22 protein-coding genes are annotated in these 26,539 nt (G+C 74.6%); 10 read left to right on the top strand and 12 right to left on the bottom strand.

Features of this window, described 5'->3' with window-relative positions:
* Positions 1–176: 176 nt before the first annotated feature.
* On the bottom strand, positions 177–1,226 hold the full coding sequence (gene dapF / locus ACFV88_RS24755; protein ID WP_385494045.1) for a diaminopimelate epimerase: 1,050 nt from the start codon (positions 1,224–1,226) through the stop codon (positions 177–179).
* Between the two features lie 111 nt (positions 1,227–1,337).
* Positions 1,338–2,693 (bottom strand): MFS transporter, encoded by a 1,356-nt coding sequence (locus ACFV88_RS24760; protein ID WP_385494046.1) that lies wholly within the window; start codon positions 2,691–2,693, stop codon positions 1,338–1,340.
* 70 nt (positions 2,694–2,763) lie between these two features.
* Here ACFV88_RS24760 and ACFV88_RS24765 point away from each other — a divergent pair, with 70 nt between their 5' ends.
* Together ACFV88_RS24765 and ACFV88_RS24770 are read left to right on the top strand one after the other, a co-directional pair.
* Positions 2,764–3,795 carry a GlxA family transcriptional regulator gene (locus tag ACFV88_RS24765; protein ID WP_385494047.1) on the top strand — a complete coding sequence of 344 codons (1,032 nt, stop codon included), beginning with the start codon at positions 2,764–2,766 and terminating at the stop codon, positions 3,793–3,795.
* Positions 3,796–3,953: 158 nt separating this feature from the next.
* Complete coding sequence (locus ACFV88_RS24770) at positions 3,954–4,829, top strand: alpha/beta fold hydrolase (protein WP_385494049.1); 876 nt, start codon at positions 3,954–3,956, stop codon at positions 4,827–4,829.
* Between the two features lie 64 nt (positions 4,830–4,893).
* Here ACFV88_RS24770 and ACFV88_RS24775 read toward each other — a convergent pair whose 3' ends face one another.
* The 4 genes from ACFV88_RS24775 to ACFV88_RS24790 all read right to left on the bottom strand — a co-directional run bounded on the left by ACFV88_RS24775 (position 4,894) and on the right by ACFV88_RS24790 (position 8,532).
* Entirely contained in the window at positions 4,894–6,159 is a 1,266-nt protein-coding gene (locus ACFV88_RS24775; protein WP_385494050.1) for an MFS transporter, read from the bottom strand.
* A gap of 115 nt (positions 6,160–6,274) precedes the next feature.
* Positions 6,275–6,733, bottom strand: a complete 459-nt coding sequence (locus ACFV88_RS24780) for an ATP-binding protein (RefSeq protein WP_385494051.1) — start codon at positions 6,731–6,733, stop codon at positions 6,275–6,277.
* A gap of 533 nt (positions 6,734–7,266) precedes the next feature.
* Positions 7,267–7,779 carry an EF-hand domain-containing protein gene (locus tag ACFV88_RS24785; protein ID WP_385494052.1) on the bottom strand — a complete coding sequence of 171 codons (513 nt, stop codon included), beginning with the start codon at positions 7,777–7,779 and terminating at the stop codon, positions 7,267–7,269.
* Between the two features lie 378 nt (positions 7,780–8,157).
* Entirely contained in the window at positions 8,158–8,532 is a 375-nt protein-coding gene (locus ACFV88_RS24790; RefSeq protein ID WP_385494076.1) for an STAS domain-containing protein, read from the bottom strand.
* A gap of 470 nt (positions 8,533–9,002) precedes the next feature.
* Between ACFV88_RS24790 and ACFV88_RS24795 the strand changes: the two genes are divergently transcribed.
* On the top strand, positions 9,003–9,584 hold the full coding sequence (locus tag ACFV88_RS24795; RefSeq protein ID WP_385494053.1) for a sigma-70 family RNA polymerase sigma factor: 582 nt from the start codon (positions 9,003–9,005) through the stop codon (positions 9,582–9,584).
* On the top strand, positions 9,581–10,801 hold the full coding sequence (locus ACFV88_RS24800; protein ID WP_385494055.1) for a zf-HC2 domain-containing protein: 1,221 nt from the start codon (positions 9,581–9,583) through the stop codon (positions 10,799–10,801). The genes ACFV88_RS24795 and ACFV88_RS24800 overlap by 4 nt, the downstream gene beginning before the upstream one ends.
* 144 nt (positions 10,802–10,945) lie before the next feature.
* On the opposite strand, the gene purU is transcribed toward ACFV88_RS24800, so the two are convergent.
* Both purU and ACFV88_RS24810 read right to left on the bottom strand, forming a co-directional pair.
* Positions 10,946–11,815, bottom strand: a complete 870-nt coding sequence (gene purU, locus ACFV88_RS24805) for a formyltetrahydrofolate deformylase (RefSeq protein WP_385494056.1) — start codon at positions 11,813–11,815, stop codon at positions 10,946–10,948.
* A 48-nt stretch (positions 11,816–11,863) separates the two neighbouring features.
* The gene (locus ACFV88_RS24810) at positions 11,864–12,301 is read right to left on the bottom strand and encodes a hypothetical protein (RefSeq protein ID WP_385494057.1); all 438 of its coding nucleotides are present in this window, start codon (positions 12,299–12,301) and stop codon (positions 11,864–11,866) included.
* A 181-nt stretch (positions 12,302–12,482) separates the two neighbouring features.
* On the opposite strand from ACFV88_RS24810, the gene ACFV88_RS24815 reads away from it, so the two are divergent.
* The gene (locus ACFV88_RS24815; protein WP_385494058.1) at positions 12,483–13,811 is read left to right on the top strand and encodes an ABC transporter substrate-binding protein; all 1,329 of its coding nucleotides are present in this window, start codon (positions 12,483–12,485) and stop codon (positions 13,809–13,811) included.
* A 30-nt stretch (positions 13,812–13,841) separates the two neighbouring features.
* Here the strand turns inward: ACFV88_RS24815 and ACFV88_RS24820 are convergent, their stop codons facing one another.
* Positions 13,842–15,656: a hypothetical protein gene (locus tag ACFV88_RS24820; protein ID WP_385494059.1), complete on the bottom strand. Its 1,815-nt coding sequence runs from the start codon at positions 15,654–15,656 to the stop codon at positions 13,842–13,844.
* 372 nt (positions 15,657–16,028) lie between these two features.
* Complete coding sequence (locus tag ACFV88_RS24825; RefSeq protein ID WP_385494060.1) at positions 16,029–17,411, bottom strand: transcriptional regulator; 1,383 nt, start codon at positions 17,409–17,411, stop codon at positions 16,029–16,031.
* Positions 17,412–17,769: 358 nt separating this feature from the next.
* On the opposite strand from ACFV88_RS24825, the gene ACFV88_RS24830 reads away from it, so the two are divergent.
* Together ACFV88_RS24830 and ACFV88_RS24835 are read left to right on the top strand one after the other, a co-directional pair.
* Complete coding sequence (locus ACFV88_RS24830) at positions 17,770–18,429, top strand: bifunctional DNA primase/polymerase (RefSeq protein ID WP_385494061.1); 660 nt, start codon at positions 17,770–17,772, stop codon at positions 18,427–18,429.
* A 668-nt stretch (positions 18,430–19,097) separates the two neighbouring features.
* On the top strand, positions 19,098–20,519 hold the full coding sequence (locus ACFV88_RS24835; RefSeq protein WP_385494063.1) for a PAS domain-containing protein: 1,422 nt from the start codon (positions 19,098–19,100) through the stop codon (positions 20,517–20,519).
* Between the two features lie 63 nt (positions 20,520–20,582).
* On the opposite strand, the gene ACFV88_RS24840 is transcribed toward ACFV88_RS24835, so the two are convergent.
* Complete coding sequence (locus ACFV88_RS24840) at positions 20,583–21,395, bottom strand: SIS domain-containing protein (RefSeq protein ID WP_385494064.1); 813 nt, start codon at positions 21,393–21,395, stop codon at positions 20,583–20,585.
* Between the two features lie 374 nt (positions 21,396–21,769).
* Here ACFV88_RS24840 and ACFV88_RS24845 point away from each other — a divergent pair, with 374 nt between their 5' ends.
* From ACFV88_RS24845 to ACFV88_RS24855, 3 genes are all read left to right on the top strand, one after another.
* On the top strand, positions 21,770–22,462 hold the full coding sequence (locus ACFV88_RS24845) for a metal-dependent transcriptional regulator (RefSeq protein ID WP_385494065.1): 693 nt from the start codon (positions 21,770–21,772) through the stop codon (positions 22,460–22,462).
* Positions 22,463–24,266: 1,804 nt separating this feature from the next.
* Positions 24,267–25,124: an alpha/beta fold hydrolase gene (locus ACFV88_RS24850; protein WP_385494066.1), complete on the top strand. Its 858-nt coding sequence runs from the start codon at positions 24,267–24,269 to the stop codon at positions 25,122–25,124.
* A 100-nt stretch (positions 25,125–25,224) separates the two neighbouring features.
* Entirely contained in the window at positions 25,225–25,752 is a 528-nt protein-coding gene (locus ACFV88_RS24855; protein WP_385494067.1) for a hypothetical protein, read from the top strand.
* Between the two features lie 26 nt (positions 25,753–25,778).
* Here ACFV88_RS24855 and ACFV88_RS24860 read toward each other — a convergent pair whose 3' ends face one another.
* Positions 25,779–26,366 carry a hypothetical protein gene (locus ACFV88_RS24860; RefSeq protein ID WP_385494068.1) on the bottom strand — a complete coding sequence of 196 codons (588 nt, stop codon included), beginning with the start codon at positions 26,364–26,366 and terminating at the stop codon, positions 25,779–25,781.
* Positions 26,367–26,539 lie beyond the last annotated feature (173 nt).

Here is a 26,539-nt window from a genome sequence, read left to right on the forward strand (position 1 = left end):
GCCCCTTCCCCCCCGCCCCCCCCCACCCCCGGGCGGGGGGGCCGGGGTGGGGGGGCCCCGCCCGCCCCGGGCGGGGGTCCCGGTACCCCCGGTCACGACGGCCGGCACCCGACGGCGCCGGTGCCCCAGGGCGGCGCCCCGTAGCGGGCGGCGATCGCGGTGGCGCGCTCCCGTCCCTAGCGGCCCGCGGGGGACGGGGCGTGCAGCGTGGTCTCGACGCCCGCTTCCTTCAGCTCGGCGAGGTTCTCCGCGTTGAACGCGGCGAAGGCGTGCAGCTCCTCGGCGAAGGGCTCGCCGTCCACGCGGACGGGCCCGTCGCCGAGCAGCACCGCGGGATCGAGTTCGGTGGCGTACACGTTCGTGGCGTTGCCCTCCAGCACCGGCTGCCAGCGGTCGCCGTGGACCTGCATCCAGCTGCGGGCCACGCCGCCCGGGTTGCGGACGACGACCGGCTGCTCGGGGTCGACCAGGCCGAGGCGCGACAGCACCGCCCGGGAGGCGGCGACACCCGAACCGCAGGAGGGGGTGAGCCCCGCCCCGCGCTCGAACGTCCGTACGAATACCTCGGTGGCGGTCAGGGGCCGCACGAACGACACGTTGGCGCCGATCGGGAAGGCGTCCGCGGTCTCGGCGACCCGGGTGCCCGTCGCGATCAGCTCGGCCTCGTCGTAGGCGTCATAAGCGTCGCGGGCGTCAGGGGCGTCACGGCCGCCGAGGACGGTGATCAGGTGGGAGTTCGGCACGGCGACCGCCGAGACCCGACGGGCCGGGTGGTAGGCGGGCAGCGCCCCGTCCACGAAGGGGCCGTCCGCACCGGCCACGATCGGCTGCGCCGGGGCGAAGTCCACCGGCGGCAGCTCCACCGACACCCGCCGCACTCCGTGCTCGGTGGTCCCGGCCGCCCGGACCGTGAACGCGTACGGGCCGGTGTGCAGCACCACCGACTCGGCCTGGTGCCGGTCCAGCAGCAGCCGGCCCGCACCGCGCATGCCGTTCCCGCACAGCAGGGAAGCGGAGCCGTCGGGGTTGTAGAAGTACGCCCGCGCGGTGCCGTCGCCGTCGTCGGCGACGAAGTAGACGCCGTCCGCGCCCAGGCCCCGGTCCCGGTCGCAGAGCAGCCGCACCGCCCGCTCGACGTCGGCCGGCGCGAAGTGGTCCGTGGGGGCGCCGTCGATGACGAGGATGTCATTGAGACTGCCGTGCGTCTTGGTGATCGACAGAGCCATGGTGTTCCGTTCCTCGTCCGTGAGCCGTGAGCCGTGGTGCGGGGGCGGCGGCGCGCACCGCGCCCCGTCCGGCGCTCGGGCCCGACCCGCACCACCTGCGTGCACGCAAGTCTAGGGCCGTGCCGCCGGTACGCCGGCGGGCCCCGAAGCGGGCGACACCCGCCGGATCACCAACACCATCAGCGTCGCCATCGCGCACAGCGCCCCCGAGGCGTACCAGACCACGTCGTACGAACCGAACACGTCCCGGGCGACCCCGCCGAAGAAGGCGACCAGGGCCGCGCCCAGCTGGTGCGAGGCGAGGACCCAGCCGAACACGATCGCGCTGTCCTGCCCGTAGTGCTCCCGGCACAGGGCGATGGTCGGCGGCACCGTCGCGACCCAGTCCAGGCCGTAGAAGATGATGAAGAACAGCATCGGCGGGCGTACCGAGGGCGCCATCAGCATCGGCAGGAGCAGCAGCGACAGGCCCCGCAGGGCGTAGTACACAGCGAGCAGCCGGCGGGCCTCGTAGCGGTCGGTGAGCCAGCCGGAGGCGATGGTGCCGATCACGTCGAAGACCCCGACGAGGGCGAGCAGCGAGGCGGCGGTCGTGATCGGCATGCCGTGGTCGTGGGCCGCCGGCACGAAGTGCGTCTGGATCAGCCCGTTGGTGGACGCCCCGCAGATCGCGAAGGACCCGGCGAGCAGCCAGAACGGTCCGGTGCGGCCCGCCGACAGCAGGGCCGCCACCGCGCGCCGGGCGGCGCCGGGCACGGGCGGCGGCTTCGGCACGAAGGTGGTGGACCCGTACGGGGCGACGCCCACGTCGGCGGGGTGGTCGCGCAGCAGCAGCCAGACGAACGGCACCACCGCGAAGGCCGCCAGGGACACCGTGACCGCGGCCGGGCGCCAGGCGTGGTGTTCCACGATCCAGGACAGCAGCGGCAGGAAGACCAGCTGTCCGGACGCGGCGGCGGCCGTGAGGATGCCGGTCACCAGCCCCCGCCGCTCGGTGAACCAGCGGTTGACGACGGTGGCCGCGAACGCCAGCGCCATGGTGCCCGCGCCGAGCCCCGCCATCAGGCCCCAGCCGACGACCAGCTGCCAGGGTTCGGTCATCCACACGGTGGCGCCCGAGCCGACCCCGATCACCGCGAGGGCGACGGCGACCACCCGGCGGATGCCGAACCGGTCCATGAGGGCCGCCGCGAAGGGGGCCGTCAGCCCGTACAGGGCGAGGTTCACCGAGACCGCGAGGCCGACCGTGCCGCGGGACCAGCCGAACTCGGCCCCCAACGGGTCGAACAGCAGCCCCGGCAGCGACCGGAACGCCGCTGCGCCGATGATCGTCACGAAGGCGACGGCGGCGACGAACCACGCCGGGTGGATGCGGCGGCGCCCTCCGCCGGGGCTGGGGTTCTTGGGGGCGGGCGGTCCGTCGTGGTCGGGGGTCCGTTCGGCCGGTGAGGACGCGGTGTGGGTCACCCGGTCAGGCTCGCGCACCCGCGGTCCCCGAACGAGTGGCCCGAAGGACAGCGTTCACTAGGATCGGGCCATGGCCGTCGCGCTCCCCCCGCCCCCGCCCAGCCCGCCCAGCCCGCCGACCCGGCCCCGGCACCGGGTCGTCGTGCTCGCCCTGGACGGGGTGCTCCCCTTCGAGTTGGGCATCCCGCAGCGCATCCTCGGGCGGGCGCGGACCGCCGACGGGCACGTCCCGTACGAGGTCGTCACCTGTTCGGTCCGGCCGCCGGGCCCGGTCCGCGCGGAGGCCGACTTCTCGGTCCTGGTGGAGAACGGCCCCGAGGCGCTGGCCACCGCCGACACCGTCGTGGTCCCCGCCTCGTACGAGTTGGGCCCGGTGTACGAACGCGGGGTGCTCACCGAGGCACTGGCCGCCGCGCTCGCCCTGATCCGCCCCGGCACCCGACTGGTGTCGATCTGCACCGGTGGTTACGTGCTGGCCGCGGCCGGCTGGCTGGACGGTCGCCCCGCCACCACCCACTGGTCCCATGCCGAACACTTCCAGCAGCTGTTCCCCCGGGTCCGCGTCGACCCCGACGTGCTGTTCATCGACGACGGCGACGTCCTCACCTCCGCCGGGGTCGCCGCCGGGATCGACCTGTGCCTGCACCTGGTCCGCCGGGACCACGGCGCGGCCGTCGCCAACGACGTGGCCCGCCGCACGGTCGTCCCCCCGCACCGCGACGGCGGGCAGGCCCAGTACGTGGAGCGCCCGGTGCCCGAGCCGACGCTGTCGACGACGGCCGCGGCCCGGTCCTGGGCGCTGACCCGGCTCCACCGACCGCTCCCGCTGCGGGACCTGGCCGACCGGGAGTCCATGTCGGTGCGCACCTTCACCCGCCGGTTCCGCGAGGAGGTCGGGATCAGCCCGGGGCAGTGGCTGGTCCAGCAGCGGGTGCAGCGCGCCCGCCACCTGTTGGAGTCCAGCGACCTGAGCATCGAGCAGGTGGCCGACGCGTCGGGGTTCGGCAGCGCCCAGTCGATGCGCCAGCACCTCCAGACGGCCCTCGGCGTCACCCCCACCTCGTACCGGCGCACCTTCCGCATCCGGAACACGGGCCCCTGACAAGGCCGTTGGCCCGCGCGCCCGCGGCTCCCGCGGTGCGGGCGTCACCCGGGCGGACGCGGGGCGTTCACCCACCCGCCCCGTTGGGGAGGCGGGCACCGCACGGCCGGGTCGACGCTGGGGCGACAGCCCCCCGCCGAACGGAAGAGAGACCCCCCATGGCTGTGTCACCTCCCCCCTCCCCCGCGCGCCGCCGCATAGGCCGGGCGACCGCGCTGACCCTGTCGCTCACGGCGGCCGTGTTCCTCACCACTCCGGCCCTGGCCGGGGGCGACCCGTCCGGCGCCGACAATCCCGAACCGGTGGGGCAGGGCGTGAAGCCGACGGTGGTCCTGGTCCACGGCGCGTTCGCGGACGCCTCCGGCTGGAACGCCGTCGTGGAGCGGCTCCAGCGGCGGGGCTACCCGGTCGTCGCCCCGCCGAACCTGCTGCGCGGGGTGATCGGCGACGCCGCCTACGTGGCCTCGGTCCTCAAGAGCATCGAGGGACCGATCGTGCTGGCCGGCCACTCCTACGGCGGCGCGGTCATCAGCCAGGCCGCTGCCGGGAACGAGAACGTGAAGGCGCTGGTGTACGTGTCGGCGTTCATGCCGGACGTGGGGGAGAACCCGGCGGAGCTGTCCACGAAGTTCACGGGGAGCGATCTGGGCACCGCGCTGCGGCCCGTTCCGTACACGGACGGCACGACCAGCGGCACGGACCTGTACATTCAGAACGACAAGTTCCACTCCGTGTTCGCCGCGGACCTGCCCGAAGCACAGACCCGGGTGATGGCGGTCGAACAACGGCCCGTCGCCCAGGCCGGGTTCGCACAGAACGCGACGGCTGCCGCGTGGAAGACGATCCCGTCCTGGTTCATCGTCGCGAAGAACGACAAGGCCATCGCCCCGGACCTGGAACGCTTCGAGGCGGAGCGGGCCGGGTCGCACACCGTCGAGGTCGACTCCTCGCACGTGGCGATGATGTCGCACCCCGACCTCGTGGCCGACCAGATCCGCAAGGCCGCCCACGCCACCGCCGAAGAGACGAAGTAGCCGCAGCGGCGCCCGTCGAGGGGCCGGGGCCGCACGCCCCGGCCCCACGGGCGCCTACGGACGTCTACGGGTGCCGCTCGGGGTCGCCCGCTCCGCGCACGCCGGTCGAACGGGGTCCGGGCGGGGGCCGCTTCCCGCCGCTGCGGGTGGGGCCGCTGACGGGCCGGGGCACCGGGTGGGTGCGCCGCTCCCCCACCGCGGCCACCGCGATCAGCACGGCGAGCAGCGCGACCCCGCCGAGCACCGCCCCGGAGGGGGTGGTGACCTCCAGCAGCGCACCCGCCAGGGACCCCGTCGCCGCGTACCCGGCGCCCACCGCCGCGTACATCACCGAGTACCCCGCGGCCACCGCGCTCGGCGGCAGGACCTCCCGCAGCGACAGGTTGCGCACCAGCATCGCGCTGGACTGGAGGAAGCCGCCGCAGGCCAACGCGGCGGCCAGCGCGACCGGGTGCGGGACCAGCGCCACGGTGACCGTGCAGACCAGCAACCCGCACAGCAGGACGATCCCCTGGAGGTGCAGCCGTCCCGGCCAGTTCCGCAGCCCGTAGACGTAGGCGCCCACGGCGGACCCCAGGGACAGCCCGGCCAGCAGCGGGCCCGACCAGCCGACCCCGACGCCCCGGTGCTCCAGCAGGGCGGGGAGCACCAACTCGGCCAGGGCGAGCGGGGCGAGGCCCGCCGCACCCATCACGTACACCGGCCAGGCCCGCAGCATCAGCCGGAACATCGGCTGGCCGTCCCGGTCGGCCGGGTCGGTGGCCCAGCCGGGCGGCAACAGCCACAGACCGGCCGCGGAGGCCGTCATCAGCGCTCCGGCCAGCAGCATCGGCACCCCGGGGGACACCCCGAGCGCGAGTCCGGCGACGGCGGCCGGGGACAGCGCCCAGATGCCGGCGGTGAGCATCGACTCGACGGAGAGCGCCTGGGTGGCCGCGCGGTCCGGGACCAGGGCGGTGAGCAGGGAGCGCAGTCCGCCCGGGGCGGCGGCCGGGGCCGCGCCGGCGACGAAGGCCAGCAGGCCCAGCGGCAGGGGGTGCGCGTCGGGCAGCAGACCGACCGCGGTGAAGGCGGGTCCGCCGACGACCAGCCCGGCGGCGAGGTGCGGCCGGGCCCGCTCGGGGCGCAACCGCATGCCGAGCAGGGGGGCGCCGACGATCTCACCGATCACGTAGACGGCGGCGAGCACCGCCCCGAGGGTGTAGCCGCCGGGGCGTTCGCGGACCAGGAAGACGAAGGCCAGCGGGGCCATGGCGACGGGCAGTCGCGCGGCCACGGCCACCACGGCCCAGGCGCCGATCCGGGGGGAGAGGACCTCGCGGTAGCTCATGCCCCGAAGCTAGCGAACCCCGCCGCCGGGTTACCCCCACCCTGTGGACAACTTTTCGGCTGCGACACCGAGGCCTCCCGGGGTCGTCCCGGGAGGCCGCGACGGGTCGCGGGGGTCAGACCGCCTCGTAGGCGCAGCCGTAGCCGCCGGGCGCGGGGGCGGGGGTGTCGCAACGGTCGACCTCGCACCAGATCCGCTTGCCGGACCCCTCCTGCTGCCAACCCCACCGGTCAGCGAGCCCGTCGACGAGTTCGAGGCCCCGTCCGCCGGTCTCCTCGCCGTCCGCGCGGCGCGGGCGCGGCGGGCGCGCACAGGAGTCGGCGACCTCCACCCGTACCGTCAGGGGGGCGGTCTCGGCGCGCCCCGACGACAGCAACAGCCGCAGGACGGCGGGGCACCCGGCGTGCACGACCGCATTGGTGACGAGTTCCGACACCAACAGGATCAGGGTCTCCGCCACCGGCTCGTCCGCGGCTATACCGGAACCGGCGAGCCGGGACCGCGCCCACCTCCGGGCCCGCCCCACCTCCGCGGGGTCTGGCCGCACTTCCAGTTGAACCTGAAGCACCTGCACCGCTCACACCATCCGAACCGGCGGACACATCGCCTCGCGCCTCCCAAGAGTCACGGAACGTGATTCCCTTGCGAGACAGCATGGTTGACGTTCAGTCACCCCAACAAGCGCTTCGGGCATATTCCAGCGCGAAGGAGTACCCGTGCGGCATACTGTGCGACGCTCACCGCGGGGGGTCGAACAAGCGGGCGTCAGACCGCTTTTTGTACGAGCGGCGAGGCATGCCACCAGCCACGGAGCCGCCCCAGGGGCAACACCGGCATGGCTCGGCCTCAGCTCCACTCGCATCCCTCACACGGTACCGGAGTGACCGGTTCACACCGCACTGTGACGAGTCACGTGAAGGACACAACCCGGTAAACCCGACGCACCCCACCCCACACCATCGACGCTGAGTGACGTACCCCGGTCCGACTCCGGGCGCCACCAACACGCAGCGTCAGCAACCGGGGTGGCCGTGGCCGGCAGCGACGCACGAACGCCCCGGCGGGAAGTCCGGCCGGGGCGCGGCGCGATGACGTCGAGGGCGACGGCTACTCGGGGACGGTGAAGTACCGGGCGAAGGCGGTGACGACCTCGGACTCGGTCACCCGGCCGTCCCGGTCGCCGTCGAGCGCTGCGGCGACGGCGTCCGCCGCGTCCCCGGCGATGCCGAGGCAGCGCAGCACCCGTGCGGTCTCGTGGACGGTGGCCGCCCCGTCCGCGTCGGCGTCCGCCACCGCCAGCGCGGCGTGGAGGAACGGGCGGGCGATCTCGGCGAACCGGTCGGGGTTGTCCCGCAACCGCTTCACCGCCCCGTGCACGAACTCGTCGCGGGTGATGCGCTGGTCACCGTCGCGGTCGGCGATCCCGGCCATGCCCTGCCAGAACGCCTCGGCCCCGTTGTACAGGGCCTGGCCCTTGTCGCAGCGGGCCGTGGTGCCGAACTCGGTGAGCAGCGTCTTGGCCGCGGAGCTGAAGTCGGCGCGGTCGATGTAGCCGTTGCCGTCCTGGTCGAAGGTGGCGAAACGGGCGGCGATCCTGCGCTCGCTCTCGGTGCTGACCATGTGTTCTCGGACCGCCTCACGTTACGGGTTCCGGTTGCTTCCGATCGGGAGCGTACGTCCTCGCGGACTCCGTCGGGCGGGGAACCCGTCGCTCTTGCCGCAACCAGCACGTGAACGCGGGGAACCCGAACGCCCGCCGACCCGTCCGCGCGGGGCGAGGGCCGTCCGGACGCACGGGCGGCACGGGCCGCCACGGGGACGCTCAGACCCGCCCCCGCCCCGTACAGGACAGGGACGTACGGGGGCCGCCCGGGCCGCTCGGGAACGCACGAGGCCGGCTCGGGAGGCACGGGCGGCGCGGGGCCGTCAGGGCGCGCCCGAGGGCCCGGCGTCGCGACGCCCGCGGGGCGCGCCGCGACGAGCGGCCACCACGGCCGGCTACGCCGAGAGGGGTTGCTCCTGCTCGCGCACCGCGGTCTCCACGTCGGGGTACACGTCGAAGAGCCGACGCACCCCGAGCGCGGCGAGCACCCGGTTCACGTGCGAGCCCTCCACCGCGCCCTGCGCGGGCAGCGTCAGCCGCAACCGCCCGCGGCACGAACGGATCAGACGCCGCGTCGCGATGAGCACCCCGACCCCGCTGGAGTCGCAGAAGAACACCTCGGACAGGTCCAGCACGAGACCGTGCCGTCCCTGTGCCACGACGTCCCGCACGTGCTGCCGCAGTACCGGCGACGTCATCAAGTCCAACTCGCCCGAGACCCGCAGCACGGTCCACTCGCCGCACTCGTCCTCGGTCACCCTGAACGCCACGCCCCAGCCCTTCGTCCGCCGAACCGACGAATCCGTCCGGAATCCTCCGCCGTCGCCCTTGCCCTCCGCCGCACCGACCACCGCGCCGGCCGCGCCCCGCGCACCCACCACCCGTACTCGCCGGACCGTGACCGTGCGCCGCGCAACCATCCGGAAGCGGTTCTTACGCTTCCTGGGCCGACTGCCCGGAACAACCTCCGTGAAACACGGGTATGGAGAATCGTGAAGAGAAGTATTCGCGCTGTCACGATCACATTCGGACACGTGTTTTCCATGCCCGTTCCCCTTACGCCACTTGGGCCGAAAATCCGTCCACACCCGGTCGCCATCTGCGGATTTACGGGAAATCTCATAGGCCAAAGGGACGTACGCGACCGCCCGGGACGACTACATTCGAGGGTACGGAGCGCGGACTTCGCGCCTTCCGGGACAGGTCGGGACGCACCGCGGGACCGTAGTGAGGGGGCCGAATGGCGAAGGACGCTCCACCGCGCTGGGACCGGAAGATGCAACAGCGGCTCGCCCGCGGCGAGGCCGCCGCGCTCGGCGAACTCTACGACCGGTTCGCGGCCCTGGTGCACCAACTCGCCCACCGGGTGCTGGGCGACGAGGCGGGCGCCGACCGGATCACCCGGGAGGTCTTCGCCCACGTCTGGGAGCACCCCGGCTCCTACGACCCGAAACAGGGACCGCTGCGCACCTGGGTCGCCGCGCTCACCCACCGGTTCGCCGTCGAACGGCTGCGGCACACCGAGACGGCCGCCCTCGCCCACGGCGCCGCCGACGCCGCCGCCTCCACCGCGGAACTCGAACGCAAGGTGCGCCACGCCTCGGCGACGGCCCGCGCCGACTACATCGTGGCGTCGATGCCCCCGCCGCTGCGCACCGCACTGGAACAGGCGTACTTCCAGCGGCGGAACTACCACGCGACCGCCGCCGACCTCGGGGTCACCGCCGACGAAGCCCGCCGCAGGCTCCGGCTCGGCCTGCAACTCCTCGCCACCGCCCACGACACGTCGGGCACCCCTCCGGAACCCGGGAGCGTCCGGTGAGCACACCCCAGGACCGCTGGCAGCCGCCCGAACCGGCCGACGGCGACGGCGACGACGGACCGCTGACCCACGAGGTCCTGAAGTCGCTGCTCGGCGCGTGGGCGCTGAACGCCTGCTCGGCCGCGGAGACCACCGCCGTGGAGCACCACCTCGGCGCCTGCGGACCCTGCGCGGTGGAGGCGCTGCGGCTGCGGGACGCGGTGGTCCTGCTGCACCCCGCCGAACCGCTGGACCTCGACCCGGCCCTGCGCACCCAGGTGCTCGCCAGCTGTCTCGGCCGCCGCCCGCCCCGCATCCCCGTCCCCGAGTGGGCCGCGCCCTACGACGCGGAGACGGCCCGCCTGGACGCACTCCTCCAGGACTTCGGCGAGGCGGAGTGGCAGACCCCCGTCCAGCTGCGCTGGTACCAGGACGACGGGCAGCGCACCCGGACCACGACGGTCGCCGGGGTCATCGCGCACCTGCTGACCGTCGACGGCCTGGTGGCCGCCGCCCTCGGCATGGACGACCCGCTGCGCACGTACCTGCGCGACGCCGCGGACGGCGCACCGAGCGCCTCGGTGAGCGAGGTGGTCGGGCCCGCCGCCCGCACCGAGGCGTACTGGAACGCCCTGCGCTCCCCGCCCGGCCCCGAGGTGCGCACTCCCTGGCGGCAGCAGAGCCACGGCCTGGTGCGGACCGCCGCGTTCGCCGCGGGCGGCGCCACCCGCGGCGGACGCACCGGAGGGCTCCCGGTGCCGTACGGGGACTTCACCCTGCCGCTGCGGGAGGCGATGCTGGACCGCGCCTTCGAGTGCTGGGTGCACGCCACGGACATCGCCGACGCGGTCACCTACCCGTACACCCCGCCGGCGCCCCGCCATCTGCGGCAGCTCGTCGCCCAGGGGGTGCGCGTCCTGCCCCGCGCGCTCGCCGAACGGCGCCGCTCGGGGCTCGCCTCGCCGCCGGAGCGGCTGGGCACGGTGGGCGCCCCCGGACGCAGTCTGCGGCTGGAGATCGAGGGCTCGGGCGGCGGCGACTGGCACATCCCGCTGGACTCGCCCGGCTCCGTGGGCTCCGCCGAGCACGAGGTGGCGCACGTGGCGCTGGACGCCACGGAGTTCTGTCGACTGGTCGCCGGGCACGTCCTGCCCGACGAGGCCGCCGCGGGACGCGAGGGCGACACCCGCGCCATCCACGAGGTGCTCGCCGCCACGGCCTCCCTGAGCCGCCTGTGAGGTCCACACGGCGGAAGGCCAGGACGGTGATCGATCTCATCGGCACGTCGACGCCGGCCCGGCGGGGCGAACCGCCCGTGCGGGCGGAGGTTCCTCATCGCGGCGACCGCCGACCGGCTCGCAGGTCCCCCGGGGGACGGGGCCCTACGGGAAGACGACCGTGCGGCGGCCGTTCAGCAGGATGCGCCGCTCCGCGTGCCACTTCACGGCCCGCGCCAGCGCCTGGCACTCCACGTCCCGCCCGATCGCGACCAGCTGGTCCGGGGTGACGCCGTGCCCCACCCGCTCGACCTCCTGCTCGATGATGGGCCCCTCGTCGAGGTCCGCCGTCACGTAGTGCGCGGTCGCGCCGATCAGCTTCACGCCACGGGCATGGGCCTGGTGGTACGGCTTGGCGCCCTTGAAGCTCGGCAGGAACGAGTGGTGGATGTTGATGATCCGCCCGTTGAGCTGCTTGCACAGGTCGTCCGAGAGGACCTGCATGTACCGGGCGAGCACCACCAGCTCCACGCCCTGCTCACGGACCAGCGCCAGCAGCGCCGCCTCCGCCTCGGGCTTGGTGTCCCGGGTGACGGGGATGTGCCGGAACGGGACGCCGTAGGACTCGACCAGCTCCGCGAAGTCCGTGTGGTTGGAGACGACCGCCGCGATCTCCACCGGGAGCGCCCCGGTCCGCGCCCGGAACAGCAGGTCGTTCAGGCAGTGCCCGAACTTGCTGACCATGAGGACGACCCGCATCCGGTCGTCGGCCCGGTTGATCTGCCACTCCATCTGGAAGGCGTCGCCGATCGCCGCGAAGCTCGCCCGCAGCTTGTCGACCGTGACCGGGGCCTCTCCCGAGAAGTGCACCCGCATGAAGAACAGCCCGGTGTCGTGGTCACCGAACTGCTGGCTGTCCTCGATGTTGCAGCCGGTCATGAACAGATAGCTGGAGACGGCGTGCACGATGCCCTGCTTGTCGGGGCACGACAGGGTGAGGACGTACTGCTCGGGGGCGGGAGCCTGATCGTTCATGCGGTCCAGGGTCCCATACGGTGCCCGCGCCGGAGCGTTCCTCGCCGCTCAGCCGGTCCTGGTCATGATCCGCAGCACTTCGAGGGTCCGCGGGGGCTGGTCCGGGTCGTCCCCGTCGCTGGTGGCGAGCCGCAGATGGGCCTCGCGCGCGGCGTGCACGGCCTCCGGCCAGCCCGGGTGCTCCAGGTACACGGCCACGGCCGCGTCCGGCCCCACCTGGTGCATGATCTTGAGGACCCGTAGCACCGCGGCGTCCACCAGGACTGCCTCCTCGGCGTCCCGGAAGATCGTCCCCACGTACTTCTCGGCGGACCAGTTGTCCAGCCAGGTGTCCTCGACCAGCCGGTACACGGCGTCGGTGACGTCCCCGTACTCGGTGCGTCCGGCGAGCCAGCACTCGTGCTGGAAGGCGGGGTCGGAGAGCATGTGCAGCGCGGAGCGCACGTTGCTGCGCCAGCGCCACCACGGCATGTCGTTGAGCGGCATACCGCCCATGGTGGAGGAGCGGCGGCCTCGACGGGAAGGGTTCTCCGTACCTTGCACGGTTCCCGATCGTACGTTCCCGCTCCGGACGGTCCGCGGCCTCCCCCTCAATTCACCTCCGCGTCACCCCGTATTGATCCCGCGACACTGCGGGGTTGGCCGGGCGGGGCAAGGGTGCGGAACCATGACCGGCCGACGCCGCACACGCACCCCTGCCACCCCTGCCGCCCTTGCCCCCGCTGCCACCGGGCGGGCTCCCGCCCGTCTGCGGGCCGCCGCCCTCACCGTCTGTGCCGCGCTCGCCGCGGGCTGCGGGGTGCTCCCCGGCACCTCCGACGGATCGGACTCCCCGATCACCGTCATGACCTGGGCCCCGGAGAACACCAGGGCCACCAACCTGCCGGGCGTCCCGGCGATGGCCCGCGCCTACGCCCGCTGGGTGAACGCCGAGGGCGGGATCGCGGGCCGCGAGCTGAAGGTGATCACCTGCAACGACCACAACGACTCCGGGGGCGCCGCCGCGTGCGCACGCCGGGCCGTGTCACAGGACGTGGTCGCCGTCGTGGGCTCCTACAGCCAGCACACGCGGTCCTTCCTCAGCCCGCTGGAGATGGCGGGCATCCCCTACATCGGTGGCTACGGCGTCACCGAGGGGGAGTTCACCAGCCCCCTGTCGTACCCGGTCAACGGCGGTCAGCCCGCACTCGTGGCGGGGATGGGGCGCCAGCTCGCCGGCCGCTGCTCCGTCGTGGCGCTGGTGCGGCCCGACACCTTCGCCGGGGACTCGCTGCCGCTGCTGCTGGACGCCGGCCTGCCCACCGGCCGCCGGGAGTCCACCGTCGACGTGCGGGCCGCGGAGGAGGCCACCGACTACACCCGGCAGGTGCGGGAGGCCCTGGAGGAGGTCAGTGCGGCGCCCCGGGGACGGGGCTGCGTCGCGGCGGCCCTCGGCGACCGCACCCGTACGTTCTTCGACTCGTTCCGGCGGATCCACGCTGCCGAACACCCCTCCCCCTCGGTACGGGTCGGGGCGGTGTTCGGCAGCGTGGACCAGTCGACCGTGGACAGCACCGGGGGCAGGTCGGGCCCGTACGAGGGCGCCCAGGTCACCGGGTGGTACCCGGTGAGCAGCGACCCGCGCTGGGCCCAGATGCGCCGGGTGATCGGGAAGCACGCCTTCGACGACAACCGCATCGACCCGTCGGACGCGGGGGTGCAGACCACCTGGATCGCCTACACCGTGCTGCGGCAGGTGATCGAGTCGCTGGAGGGGGGTGAGGTGTCGGCGCGCGCCGTGCGCAACGCCCTCGACAACGGTCTGAAGGTCGGGACGGGCGGGCTGACGCCCACGCTGAGCTGGCGGTTCGAGGACATGCTGGCGGTGAAGGACTACCCCCGGGTGGTCAATGCGAACGTCACCTTCCAGACCGTGCGGGACGGTCGGCTGGTGGCGGCGCGACCCGGGTCCGTCAGCATGGCCGAGACGCTGGAGGGCGCCCCCGCACCGGGCTGAGCCCGGTGCGGCCCGGTGGTGCAGGGGTCGTCAGAGCTGGGTGGGCTGGCGGGGGGTCAGGTCGTACTTCGCGGCGATGGAGTTCCACAGGCCGGACGCCTTCTTCTTGGCCCCGGTGGCCTCGCCGCTCGCCCGGTTGCCCGCCCCCGCCTCCTTGGTCTGGCGGGCCTTGCCGCCGCGGCAGCCCTTCTTGCCCTGGACCCGGTCGGCCCAGTCCGCGTAGTGCTCGTCGGCCTCCGCGGACGCCTTCCACGCCGAGTTCAGGGCGCTGGTCAGCTCGGCGTGCCGGGGCAGCGCGTCGACGGAGAGCTCGCCCAACCTGGTCACCAGGTCGTTCCGCTCCCGGGCCGCCTCGCGCAGGTCGTCGGCGGCGTCGTCCAGGTCCTCGCACCGGTTGATGTCGGCGACGGCGCTGATGACGGTGGCGCGGCTGCCGCCGCTGTCCGCGAGGAGCCCGTCCAACGCCTTGGCCTGGGCCCCGGCCCGGTCGGGCGCCTCGGTGGAGGGAGACGGCGCCGCGTCGGACGGTTCGCCGCCGGTCGACTCGGTCGCGGACACGGGGGCGCTGTCCGTGCCGGAGCCGGACGGGCTCTTTTCGCCGTCGCCGCCGAGCAGGGCTCCGGTGCCGACGCCGATCACCACCAGGGCGACGCCGATGGCCACCAGGAGCGGGACCTTGGAGCGCTTCGCCGACGGGCGGGCGGCCCGTCGGGTGGCCGCCCGGCCCTGGTGCGGGGCACCCGGGTGCGCGGCCCCGTGCGGCGGGGCGCCCTGGTGCGGGGCGCCGGGTCCGGGGGGTACGGGGCGCGGGGCGCGGGGGCCCGGCGGCCGGGCCCGTCCGGGCTGACCAGGTCCGGGCTGGCCCGCGCCGGGGCTCCCGTCTCGGAACAGGGCGTCGAACTCGGACGGCGGCGGACGTTCGCCGGGCGTGCCCGGGCGGATGCCGAAGGGCGCGCCGGTCGGGGCGGGCGGCACCTGCGGCAGGTGCTGGGTGGGCGCGTTGTGGACGTCGGGCGGGGCGGCGCCGCCCGCCTGCGGGACGGCGCCCAGGTAGTGGGTGTCCTCGGCGGGCCCGCGGGCCCCCGGGGGCGGGGTGCCGGTGGGTATCTCGGGCGGCAGGGCACCCGGTTGCACGGGCGGGATGACCTGCGTGGCGTCCAGGTGGCCGCCGGGCGCGGCCGGTACGGGCGCGATGATCCGGGTGGCCTCGGCGTCGCCGCCGGGCGCCGCGGGGACCGGCGGGATCAGCTGGGTGGCCTGGGCGTCGGGGCCGCCGAACCCCGGCCCGGGCGCGGCGGGGATCGGCGCGATCAGCTCGGTCGGAGCGGCGTCGAGGGGGGACGGCCCACCGGGTCCGGGGCCGGCCGGGACCGGCGGGAGGTACTGGGTGGCGGGCGCATCGTCGCCGGCGGCGGCCGGGAACCCTCCAGGGGCCGCGGGCGGGAACCCTCCGGGGGTGGCCGGGTAGACCCCGGGGGTGGCCGGCGGGAATCCGGGATGGCCGCCGGCGTGGGCGGGCTGGTACGGGGGCGGCGCCTGCGGGTCGGACGGGACCGGCGGCAGCATGGCCGTGGCCTGGGCGTCCGGGCCGGCAGGGAGGGCCCCGGCACCGTTCTCGGGGGGCAGCGGGCCCGCACCGTAGCCGGCGGGCTGCGCGGTCTCCCAACCCACGACGGGCGGGGGCGGGCCTGCGAGGGGGGCGCCCCAGGGGGCCGGGCTCGACCCCGGCGGGGTCGAGCCGGGAGGCAGGAGCGGCCCGCTTCCGTCGGCGGGCAGCACGATGCCCTCGTGGGGCCGTCGCGCCGGGGAGGGATGCGCGTCCTCGCCCTGTCCGCTCTGCGTCACCGGGTGGTCTCCTTCGGATGAGGGAACTTCCGAACAGACCGGCCACGCTACCGGGTGCGGTGACCTGGGTGCGAAGCGGCCCGGGCCGGGCCCCGGCGACCGGGGCGGAATATCGCAATCACCTTGGGGAAACCGTTCTCGCCCTGGCACGGGCGCAGTTGACCGGCCGCGGCGACCGGCCGGTGCCGAACGACACCGAACGGCACCGCGGGGCGCGCGCGTTCGGCGGGACGCTTCGGCGGGGCACGGAAGCGGTCCCCGGTGAGCACACCGGTGGGCCGCTTCCGTGACCCGTCCCGCGCCGTTCCGATCGCCGTGCGCGGCGGGGGCGTCAGCGCTGCGCCGGGGCGTCAGCGCCGCATCAGTCGACCGTCAGGCCGCCTGGAGTTCCAACCGGGCTCCGAACTCCCGCACCACCGCCTCGTCACGGAAGGGTTCGAGCCGGTGGTGGAAGTCCTCCAGGTACTCGCTGCCGCGGTGGGAGCGCAGGGTGCCGAGGAGCTCGACGGCCCGCAACCCGGTGTGGCACGCCTGTTCCACCTCGCGCTGCTGCACCTGCGCGGTCGCGAGCAGCACCAGGGCGATGGCCCGGCGGCGGGCCCGGGTGGGCGGGTGTTTGTCCAACGCCTCCTGTGCGGTGCGGGCGGCGGCCTCGGACTGTCCGAGGTCGCGGTGGCAGTGGGCCAGTTCGTCGGCGAGGTAGGCCTCGTCGAAGTGGGCGATCCAGACGGGGTCGTCGCCCGCGGCGGACTCGGCGCGCTCCATCGCCGACACCGCCCGCCCGGACGCCGCCTGGGCCGAGCGCGCGTCCCCGAGGAGGGCGTGCCCCCGGGCCTCGGCGGCGTGGAACATGGCCTCCGCGCGCGGGGTGACGCGTCCTCGTGCGCCCTCCTGCGCCGCCCGGGCGAGCTGGGCGATCTCGCGCGGGTTGCCGAGTTGGGCGGCCAGGTGGCTCATGGAGGCGGCCAGGACGTACCCGCCGTAGCCGCGGTCGCCCGCGCCCTGGGCGAGCCGGAGCGCCTGGATGTAGTAGCGCTGGGCGAGTCCCGGTTGCCCGGTGTCGACGGCCATGTAGCCCGCCAGTTCGGTGAGTCGGGCGACGGCGGCGAACAACTCCCGCCCCACCGATTCCCGGTAGGAACCGGCGAGCAGCCCGGACACCACGCTGTTGAGGTAGTGCACGACGACGGGCCGTACGTGGCCGCTGCCGTACTGGTGGTCGAGGTCGACGAGGGCCTGGGTCATCGCTCTGACGGCGGCCACGTCGGAGGTTCCCACCCGTGGCCCCGCCTGCCGGGCGACCTGGGCGTCCGGCGTGGAGATGAGCCAGTCCCGGCTGGGTTCCACCAGCGCGGACGCGGCCACCGACGAGCCCGACAGGAAGTCCCTGCGGCCCACGTCGCTGCGCCACAGCTCGCAGACCTGCTCGATGGCGCCGAGGACGGTCGGCGAGAACTGGAGGCCGACGCCCGAGGCGAGGTTCTTGCCGTTGGCCATGCCGATCTCGTCGATGGTGACCGTGCGGCCGAGTTTGCGGCCGAGGGCCTCCGCGATGATCGCGGGCGCCCTGCCCCGCGGCTGCTGCCCGCGTAGCCAACGGGCCACGGAGGTCTTGTCGTACCGCAGGTCGAGTCCGTGCTCCGCGCCGCACATGTTCACGCGGCGTGCCAGTCCGGCATTGGAGCAGGCGGCTTCCTGGATGAGCGCTTGCAGCCGTTCGTTCGGCTGCCGCGCGACGAGAGGCCGTGCGGCCATGAGGTGAACCCCCTGTTGCTGCGGCGTCAGCCAGTGCGCCGCCTCGTCTGGTCTGGGTCGTGTCCGGGTCTTGTCTGACATCGCGTCCGGTTCGAGTAGCTTTCGCACTGTTCAGTCGCCGGTCTCGGCGACTTCTCGCTGATCAATGCCCCGGCGACAAACGGAAGATGCGGGACATACGAGAAATGCCGGGGTAACAGCTGGTAGTCCGCCCCTACCCTGGTTACCCACAGCCGCGGCTCGACCCTCTGCGCGCCCCTGTCAGTGCACCCATGCGCCCCACCCGTGGGCCCGGGTGCACCGTGCCCGCGCGCGCGAGAGGTCGTAACCCCGACAGAAAGCGAGAGTTGAGAAGCACGTGGAAGAGACCATCGGAGTCACATCGACCGCCCAGATCCCCCAACAGCGCGGCGAGGCGACGCTGGACACCGCCGTGCGGTACGCCGAGGAACGCCACTGGGACGTCTTCCCCGGCACGTGGCTGGAGTCGATCGACGGCGTCCCCACGTGCTCCTGCGGCGCCGCCGACTGTGCCGCGCCGGGGGCGCACCCCACGCGCAAGGACTGGGCGGCCCAGGCGACCGGGAGCGCGTCGACCGCGCGCCGCCTCTGGGCGGACCAGCCCACGGCGTCGATCCTGCTGCCCACGGGCCGCACCTTCGACGTGATCGATGTGCCCGACACCGCCGGATTCCTGGCCCTGGCCCGGATGGAGCGCATGGAGTTGACGCTCGGTCCGGTGCTCTGCACCCCCGACCGCCGGCTGCGGTTCTTCGTGCTGCCCGGCGCCTGCGCCAAGGTTCCCGACCTCGTCCGCGGGCTGGGCTGGCCGCCGTCCTCGCTGGACCTGTTGACCCTGGGCGAGGGCGCGTACATCGCGGCCCCGCCGACCCGGCTGGGCACCAAGGGCGCCGTCCAGTGGGCGAACCGTCCGACCGCCGCGAACCGTTGGCTGCCGGACGCCGAGGAACTGGTCAGTCCGCTGGCCTACGCCTGCGCGCGGGAGGCACGCCGATAGGCGCCCTCGTGCGCCCCTCGTCGCTCCGGGCCCCGGCGGGCGGATGACCGCCCGCCGACGGTCCGCGTCGCACCGCGCCCACGGGCACCGGGCGACCGGTGGGTCAGGGGGAACGCAGACGACCCGCAGGCCGTGGTCCCACCGCGGTGGGCGGCGGAAGCCGGCCGGACTCACCGGCGGCCTGCGGGTCGGGTGACTGCGTGGATTGGGCCGGTCGCACGCACGATCTCGTGCTGGTCCGGCACCGCACTCGGTGTGGTGACGGGCCTCAGCCCGCAGCCACCTCACTGGTCCGGTTCTCGCTCATGCTGCGAACCACCTCCCTTCTGTGTGCCCCCCACGCTAGGCACCTCCCCCGGCCCGTTCAACCGAATTAACGCGGGGCGCGGCCGACCCCCGGGCCGGGCGCCGGCGCGCGAGCACCGACATCTGCCCCCATGCGCCCCCACCAGCACGGAAGCCGCCCCCAGTGCCCCCGGAAGGCCCTCGAACATTTCCCCGCGCGGCCTCTTTGGGTGAACACTGTGTGGGGTGGGTCACGTTCGAGTTGAATGATCTGGAGCGCGGTACACGTACCCGACGCAGCGGATGCGCGTACCCCACCGAGACGACCGAGACGACCGAAGACGACGCGGTACCGGCCGGTTTCCGCGGACAGGGGGTGCCAGGTGAGTGCTTCCCGGCGGAGCGGGGCCACCGACGAGCTGGGACCGAGCGGACCCGGACGGGACGGTTCGGATCTGCTCGCGGCGCTGCTCGACGGCATGGACGCGGCACTGTGCGCGTTCGACGCGGACGGGGTCGTCACCCACTGGAACCGCGAGGCCGAACGGGTCCTCGGCTGGACCGCGGCCGAAGCGGTCGGCCGCCACGGGTTCTCCGGCTGGGCGGCGAGACCGGGCGACGCCGCCGGGATCGAGGAACGGCTGCTCGGGGCGATGCACGCCCGGGGCCGGCAGGTCCACGAGTTCGCCCTGCTCACCAAGGACGGCGGCCGGGTCCTGGTGCGCATCCAGGCCGCGGCGGTGCGCGGCCCCGACGGCGAGCCCGCCGGGGTGTACTGCGCCTTCAGCGAGGTGCACGCGCAGATCGACCTGGAGCGGTCCATCGCGCTCAGCGAGGCGCTGTTCCAGGACGCGGCCTTCGGCGTCGTCCTCGTCGACGCCGACCTGCGGCCCGCCGCCGCCAACGCGCACGCCGCCACCGCACTCGGCAGCGGACGCACGGCCCTGCTGGGCCGCCCCCTCGGCGAGTTCCTGGCCCAGGGCGTGGAGGACCTGGAGGGCTCGCTGGCCCATGTGCTGGCCGAGGGCGCCCCGCCCGCCCCCGCCGATCTGTGGGTGACCGTCCGGCTGCCCGGCGGGGACGTCCGGCGCTGCTGGCGCAGCGGTTTCGTCCGACTGTCGTCCCCGCTCGCCGAGGAACCCGTGCCGCTGGGCGTCGGCTGGCTCTTCCAGGACGTCACGGAGTCCAAACAGACCGAGCAGGAGGCGGCCCAACTGCGCTTCCGCGTCAACCAACTGCACCGGGCGGCCCGCGCGGCGGGCGAGTGCGAGGACCCCGCGGAAGCGGTCTCCGTGCAGCTCGACTTCTCACTCGCCGGGTTCGCCGATCACGTGCTGCTGGACCTGCTCACCGGGGACGGCGAACCGGAACCCGCCGGCGGACACCGGGCGGACGTCCCGGACGGCGCACCCCCCGGACGGCTGGTGCGGGCACTGACCACCCCGTCCGGGACCCCGGGGCCGGGCCTCGCCGCGTTCCGGTCGGGGCTGCCGCTGCGGTACGCGGCCGGGCACCCGGCGTTGCAGAGCGTGGAGCGGACCAGTTCGGTGCGGGCCAGCGCACCGACCGACCCGCCGGGCCGCGCCCGGGAGTGGGCACGGTCGCGGCAGTGGCCCGAGGACTCGGTGCACGCCCTGTGCTCGGTGCTGCGCAGCCGGGGGCGGACGCTGGGCGTGGTGACCTTCCTGCGGGCGTCGAGCCGCCCCCGGTTCGAGCGCCTGGACGCCACCTACGCGGAGAGCGTCGTCGCCCGGATCGCCGCCGCGGTGGACCTCGCCGGCGTGCTGGACGCCCCCCGCGGCTGAGCCCGCGCCGGTCGGCAGGCGCACGCGGCCCGCGCCGGACGCGTGCGCACCGCCGGGATGCCGTCAGCGGCTGTGGAAGATCCGGTCCCGGTACTCGTCCATGACCTTGCCGTTCCAGTCGTGGCCGCCGTCGACGTTGCCGGACCGCAGCAGCGGGGGCTGGATGCCGCGCTCCGCCAGCACACCGGCGGCGGTGGCCATCACCGCCTGGAGCACCCCGCTGGTGACGACGGTCGACGCGGGTGCGAACGGGGCGTCGATGCCCTCGTGCACCAGCGTGGCGTCCCCGAGCGGGATGCGGGAGTCCAGGACGACGTCGCAGTGGTCCTTGAGGAAGCTGCCGGAGGCGTGCAGGGACCGGGTCTCGGCGGCGTAGGCGACCGAGGTGACCCCGATGACCCTGATGCCGAGGGAACGGGCGTGCATCGCCATCTCGACGGGCAGGGCGTTGCGCCCGGACAGCGAGATGATCACCAGCAGGTCGCCGGCGCGCAGCGGGCTGCTGTCCAGGACCACCGTGGCGAGGCCGTCGACGCGTTCCAGGGCGGAGCCGAGGGTGGCGGGCTGGACGTCGACGACGGCGCCCGGCACCGTCAGCAGGTTCATCAGGGCGAGGCCGCCGGCCCGGTAGACGAGGTCCTGCGCGGCGAGCGAGGAGTGCCCGGCGCCGTAGGCGAAGAGCCGTCCGCCGGCGTCGACGGTGTCCGCGATGAGGGTGCCCGCCGCGGCGATCTCCTCCGTATCGCGGTCGCGGACCTGCTGGAGCAGTTCGATGGCCGCGTCGAAGAACCGGTCGGCGAGCGTGCTCCCGGCAGCCGCCCCCCGGCCCTGTGCGCCCTGCGCGTCCCCGACCCCATTGGCCCTGCTGTCGCTCATCGCCGATTCCCCTTCGTCCACGGTCGTCGCTGCGCGCGCGGGCAGGTGCGTCCGCCGTCCCCCGGGCGGACCGCCGGCCCGCGGGGTGGGTGCCCCGCACGTCCGGTGGTCGGTCCCGCGCGGAGCGGTGCCGCGCGCGTGTCGCGGATCACCGTGCGTTGCGCACCGCCACGCTGTCAATACGCTCCGCGGACCGCCGCGGACGACCCGCCGAAGGACCTGGTACGGGGGCCGTCGGGCGGGGCGGCGACGGGGCCGGGGCCGCCGTTCGGCGGGTGGGGCCCGGTTGTCGGCGCGATGCGTCAGAATTGGGGCCAGGGGCCAGCGCACTCGCTAGTGCGGCACTAGCAAAGCCGAACGAGGGGCACGTACGTATGTCCGGACTGATCGACACCACAGAGATGTATCTCCGCACCATCCTCGAACTCGAAGAGGAGGGTGTGGTCCCCATGCGCGCCCGCATCGCGGAGCGGCTGGACCAGAGCGGCCCGACGGTGAGCCAGACGGTGGCGCGCATGGAGCGCGACGGTCTGGTGTCGGTCGCCAGCGACCGACACCTGGAGCTGACCGAGGAGGGCCGCCGGCTGGCCACCCGGGTGATGCGCAAGCACCGGCTCGCCGAATGCCTGCTCGTCGACGTGATCGGCCTGGAGTGGGAGCAGGTCCACGCGGAGGCGTGTCGCTGGGAGCACGTCATGAGCGAGGCGGTGGAGCGGCGGGTGCTGGAGTTGCTGCGGCACCCCACCGAATCGCCCTACGGGAACCCCATCCCGGGCCTGGAGGAGCTGGGCGAGAAGGACGCGGCCGATCCCTTCCTCGACGCGAGCATGGTGTCCCTCGCCGAGCTTGACCCCGGCAGCGAGGGCAAGAACGTGATCGTCCGGCGGATCGGCGAGCCGATCCAGACGGACGCGCAGTTGATGTACGCACTGCGGCGGGCCGGGGTGCAGCCCGGTGCGGTCGTGAGCGTCACGGAGTCCGCGGGCGGGGTCCTGGTCGGCAGCGGCGGCGAGGCCGCGGAGCTGGACCCCGAGGTCGCGTCCCACGTGTTCGTGGCGAAGAAGTGACGACCCGGCCGGCCGGGTCGCCGGCCTGATCACGGGGGGTGCGGGGTGGGGCTGCGCGCCCTGCCCCGTACGGGTGCGCCCCGCCCCGTTCCCCTGCGCCCCGCCCCGTACCCGTACGCCCGGACGCGCCGGCCCCGTGGCCCCGATCTGCTGGGACGGTGGTGACGACCTGGTGGACGAGTGGACCGCTGGGCGTTCACGTTCACACCGGATTCGGATTCTGTGTGTGGAAGGGCAGCGGCCGTCCCGTTCCCGTGCCAGGCTGTGCGTCAGGCATATGACTCGAAGGCTCGGGACCGCGCGGGAGGGTCCGGCCGCTCGGCCGGGGAGGGGCGAGCGATGCGCTGCGAACACGGGGCGGCACGTCCGGTCGACGACCGGCGCGACGCACCCGGCCACACCGCACGACGCCGCGCGCGCCCGGGTGCGCTGACCGCGCACGCGGGCGCGAACGTGCGCGGCCCCGGCCCGGCCGCGGACACGGTGCCGAGTACGTCGGCCGCCGGCCCCGGCACGGAGCACTCGGTCGCGGGGCGCGCGGGCGCGACGGCCCCTGCTCCGGGCACGAGGCTCCCGGTCGCGGGTACGGACACCGGCCCCTCGGCGGGTACGGGGGACGCGGGCGCAGGGCGTTTCGCCGCAGGTACGGGCACGGCCGTGGGCACCGGCACGAAGCTGCCTGGTGCAGGCCGGGGCACATGGCATCCGGCTACGAGCACGGTCACGGGGGACGCGGCGACGAAGACCCCCTGCTCGGGTACGAAGTCCCTTGGCGCAGACACGGGCACGAGTACCGGTCCCGCCGCGGGTACGGACACAGGTAGGGGGACCGCCCCGGGCACCAGGCCCCCGGTCGTGGCCACGGTCACGGGGGACGCAGCCGCAAGGAATCCCGCCGCCGGTACGGGTACGGCCGCGAGGGACCCGGGTACGGGCGCGGCCGTGGGCACCGGCGCGAAGGCTCCTGGAACGGCTTGGGGCACGCGGCACCCGGTTGCAGGCACGAGTACCGGCCCCGCCGCGGGTACGGCCGCGAGGAACCCCGGCACGGGCGCGACCCACGCGGGGGCGTGCACGAGGGACCCGCACGCCAGGGCCCTTGGCACAGGCACAGGGGGCCCGGGCACGGGGGAAGCAGAGCCCCCGACCCTGGACCCGCACACGGACCCCGGCCGCCCGGGCAAACAAGTCCCCGACGCGGGTGCGGGCACGGCCGGCGGGACGGACACGGGGGCGGATGTGCTCGGTGCGGGGACGAAGGGCACGGGCAGGGGCGGCGCGGCCCACCGCGTCCGCCACGCACCGACCGGCACCGGTCCCGCCCCCGGGACGCAGCGCACCCCCGTCGTGAGCCGCCGCACCGATCGCACGGCCGGGGAACCCACCACCTCGCCCAAGGCGCAGCACCCCCCGAAACGGCCGAGCGCCGGCGAACACGCGGAGGGCCCCGGCGCCGTACGGCGCCGGGGCCTGCCCTCCCCCTCGATGACCCGGAGCCCCGAGCTCCCAGGGTCGTCCCCTTCGGACCGTGATCCCCGAGCGGCCCGCCTCCCGGGAAAGATCTCCCCAGGACCGGGACGAGCAATCCTCGGGACCCATCACCCGAACGAGCGATGTTGCGGACGAAGACCACCCACCCGAACAAGGGTTCGATAATCTGGCGTCCGTAGGTCCACCGGACGGCGGGCGGGTCGACAGACCACCGCATCCGCCCCGTCCGGTCCCGCTCACCTGCAAGACCCGCAACAGCCCAGAAGAGCGTGCGAGCGGCCCGGCGGGCCGCCATCGAGGGGGTGCCGGAGCAATGGCGAGGCGAATCGACGTGACCGGGGCGGGCGGCGTGCGGCTGGCCGCCTGGGACTTCGCCGACCCGCCCAAGCCGGGGCGGCGGAACGCGCCGGGCGTGCTGTTACTGCACGGCCTGATGGGCCGCGCCTCCCACTGGGCGGACACCGCCCGCTGGTTGGGCGAACGGCACCGCGCGCTCGCCCTGGACCAGCGCGGGCACGGCCGTAGCGACAAGCCCGTCGACGGCCCCTGGGACCGGGAGGCGTACGTCGCGGACGCCGTAGCCGCGCTGGAGCAACTCGACCTGGCACCCGCCGTGTTGATCGGCCACGCCATGGGCGCGCTGACGGCCTGGCAGCTCGCCGCGCGCCGGCCGGACCTCGTACGGGCCGTCGTCGTCTGCGACATGCGCGCCTCGGCGCTCGGCCCGGCGTCCCAGCGCGAGTGGGAGCACTGGTTCGGCACCTGGCCGCTGCCGTTCGCCACCCTCGCCGACGTCCACAAGTGGTTCGGCGAGGACGACCCGTGGGTGGAGCGGCCCCATCCGTCGCGGGGCGCGTTCTACGCCGAGGTGATGGCCGAGTCGGCGGACGGTTGGCGGCCCGTCTTCGACCCCGCGCAGATGCTGGCCTCCCGCGCTGCCTGGGCGCACCACGCCCACTGGGACGAACTGGCGCAGGTCCGGTGCCCGACCCTGGTCGTGCGCGGACTCGACGGCGAGTTGGGGCGGGCGGAGGCCCAGGAGATGGTGCGGGTGCTGCCGCAGGGCCAGTACGCGGAGGTCGCCGATGCGGCGCACCTCGTCCACTACGACCAGCCCGAGGCGTGGCGCGCGGCGATCGAACCGTTCCTGGAGGACCTCGCACCGGACTGACGGGAACCCGCCGACCCGGCCGCGCGTTGCCAGGACGTTCTGATCGTGTGACGTGTGACCCGACGGCGGCGCGGTCGACGTCGGGAGGAGTGAGCACCGTATGGCCATGGTGGGCCTGTTCTGGATCGCCGAGGGCGATGTGTACGTGGGCGCGAAGCCGGTCGGTTCGGCCCCCGGGGTACGGCTGACCCCCGAGGGCGTGCTGCCCCTCGGCGACGGGCAGCCCGGCTTCCACCTGTGGGAGGACGTGCACGCCCTGACGGTGGTGGACGTCCCCGTGAAGACCCTGGTGCGGCAGGTCGGCGCGGTCAAGGACCTGGTCCTGGAGACGGTGCTCAGCCTGGCGATGGCCGGGGCCCCGGGCGGGTCGTACGACTCCCCGGCGTTGATGACGGTGCGTGTGGAGACACCTGACGGCGAGCGCGAGTTGTCGGCCCATGTGGCCACGGCCGCCGGCTACTCGTCGACGGAGGTCGACCTCTCCCGCGCCCTGCTGTCCCGGCTCACGGAGGGCGCCGCGACGCTGGCGACGACGCTGGCCGCGATGTCCGAGTGGGGTCGGAAGCGGGACGGGGAGACGCCGCGGACGGCGGAGCGCGAGGAGTTGCTGCGGAGTTGGGTGGGTTAGGGCGCGACGCGCAGCCGCTCCGGGGCTCAGGGGGCGGTGGAGGGCGTGCGGGTGAGTGCGGTGGTGGTGCCGAGGAGGAGGGTGGCGAGGGCGAGGGCGAGGGCGGTGCGGGAGTCGGCGGGGTGCAGGACCCAGGCCCAGCGTTCGGGTCGGCCGCCGGGTCCCCAGCCGGCGGCGGCGCAGCCGAGGGGGGCGACGGCGATGAGGGCGCCGGCGGCGCGGTGTCCGACCCAGGGGTGGAGGAGGAGGGCGAGTCCGATGTAGCCGGCGATGTTGCGGCTGAGGACGACGGCCATGTCGGTGGGGTGGAGCAGGTGGAGGAGGAGTGCGGCGGTCAGGACGGTGGTGGCGAGGGTGAGGGCGAGGGCGACGTCGAGGTGGCGCGGGGTGCGGACGGCGACGTTTTCGGTGGGGTGGTCGGCGCGGGCGGCGCCGTGCATGAGGAGGACGGCGGGGGTGAGGGTGATGAGGTGGCCGACGAGGAAGTCGCCGGCCTGTCCGGTGAGGGCGGGTAGGGGGAGGTGGGCGGTGCCGATGAGGAGGCCGAGGAGCCAGGTCGCGGCGGTGCCGATCGCGAGGGTGTGGGCGGCGCGGATCTTGAGCCACCAGATCATCGGGTGCCCTTCCCGGGGTCGAGGTCGGGTCGGGTGCCGCAGGTGGTGAGGGCGTCGCGGTTGCGTTCGTACCAGGCGAGTTGGACGTCGCGGGGCTGGTTCCTGATCTTGCGGGCGAGGGCGGCTTCGGGGGCGCCGAAGCGGCCGGCGACGACCGGGTGGGGTTCGCCGGC

This window comes from Streptomyces sp. NPDC059816 (genome assembly GCF_042732055.1).
Lineage (GTDB): Bacteria > Actinomycetota > Actinomycetes > Streptomycetales > Streptomycetaceae > Streptomyces.

Bases quoted from the DNA above. Each gene is read 5' to 3' on its own strand.
- ACFV88_RS24810 (WP_385494057.1), bottom strand. From the start codon at position 12,301: ATGCCGCTCAACGACATGCCGTGGTGGCGCTGGCGCAGCAACGTGCGC.
- ACFV88_RS24815 (WP_385494058.1), top strand. From the start codon at position 12,483: ATGACCGGCCGACGCCGCACACGCACCCCTGCCACCCCTGCCGCCCTT.
- dapF (WP_385494045.1), bottom strand. From the start codon at position 1,226: ATGGCTCTGTCGATCACCAAGACGCACGGCAGTCTCAATGACATCCTC.
- ACFV88_RS24855 (WP_385494067.1), top strand. From the start codon at position 25,225: ATGGCCATGGTGGGCCTGTTCTGGATCGCCGAGGGCGATGTGTACGTG.
- ACFV88_RS24775 (WP_385494050.1), bottom strand. From the start codon at position 6,159: ATGAGCTACCGCGAGGTCCTCTCCCCCCGGATCGGCGCCTGGGCCGTG.
- ACFV88_RS24840 (WP_385494064.1), bottom strand. From the start codon at position 21,395: ATGAGCGACAGCAGGGCCAATGGGGTCGGGGACGCGCAGGGCGCACAG.
- ACFV88_RS24850 (WP_385494066.1), top strand. From the start codon at position 24,267: ATGGCGAGGCGAATCGACGTGACCGGGGCGGGCGGCGTGCGGCTGGCC.
- ACFV88_RS24770 (WP_385494049.1), top strand. From the start codon at position 3,954: ATGGCTGTGTCACCTCCCCCCTCCCCCGCGCGCCGCCGCATAGGCCGG.
- ACFV88_RS24785 (WP_385494052.1), bottom strand. From the start codon at position 7,779: ATGGTCAGCACCGAGAGCGAGCGCAGGATCGCCGCCCGTTTCGCCACC.
- ACFV88_RS24795 (WP_385494053.1), top strand. From the start codon at position 9,003: ATGGCGAAGGACGCTCCACCGCGCTGGGACCGGAAGATGCAACAGCGG.
- ACFV88_RS24765 (WP_385494047.1), top strand. From the start codon at position 2,764: ATGGCCGTCGCGCTCCCCCCGCCCCCGCCCAGCCCGCCCAGCCCGCCG.
- purU (WP_385494056.1), bottom strand. From the start codon at position 11,815: ATGAACGATCAGGCTCCCGCCCCCGAGCAGTACGTCCTCACCCTGTCG.
- ACFV88_RS24845 (WP_385494065.1), top strand. From the start codon at position 21,770: ATGTCCGGACTGATCGACACCACAGAGATGTATCTCCGCACCATCCTC.
- ACFV88_RS24860 (WP_385494068.1), bottom strand. From the start codon at position 26,366: ATGATCTGGTGGCTCAAGATCCGCGCCGCCCACACCCTCGCGATCGGC.
- ACFV88_RS24825 (WP_385494060.1), bottom strand. From the start codon at position 17,411: ATGGCCGCACGGCCTCTCGTCGCGCGGCAGCCGAACGAACGGCTGCAA.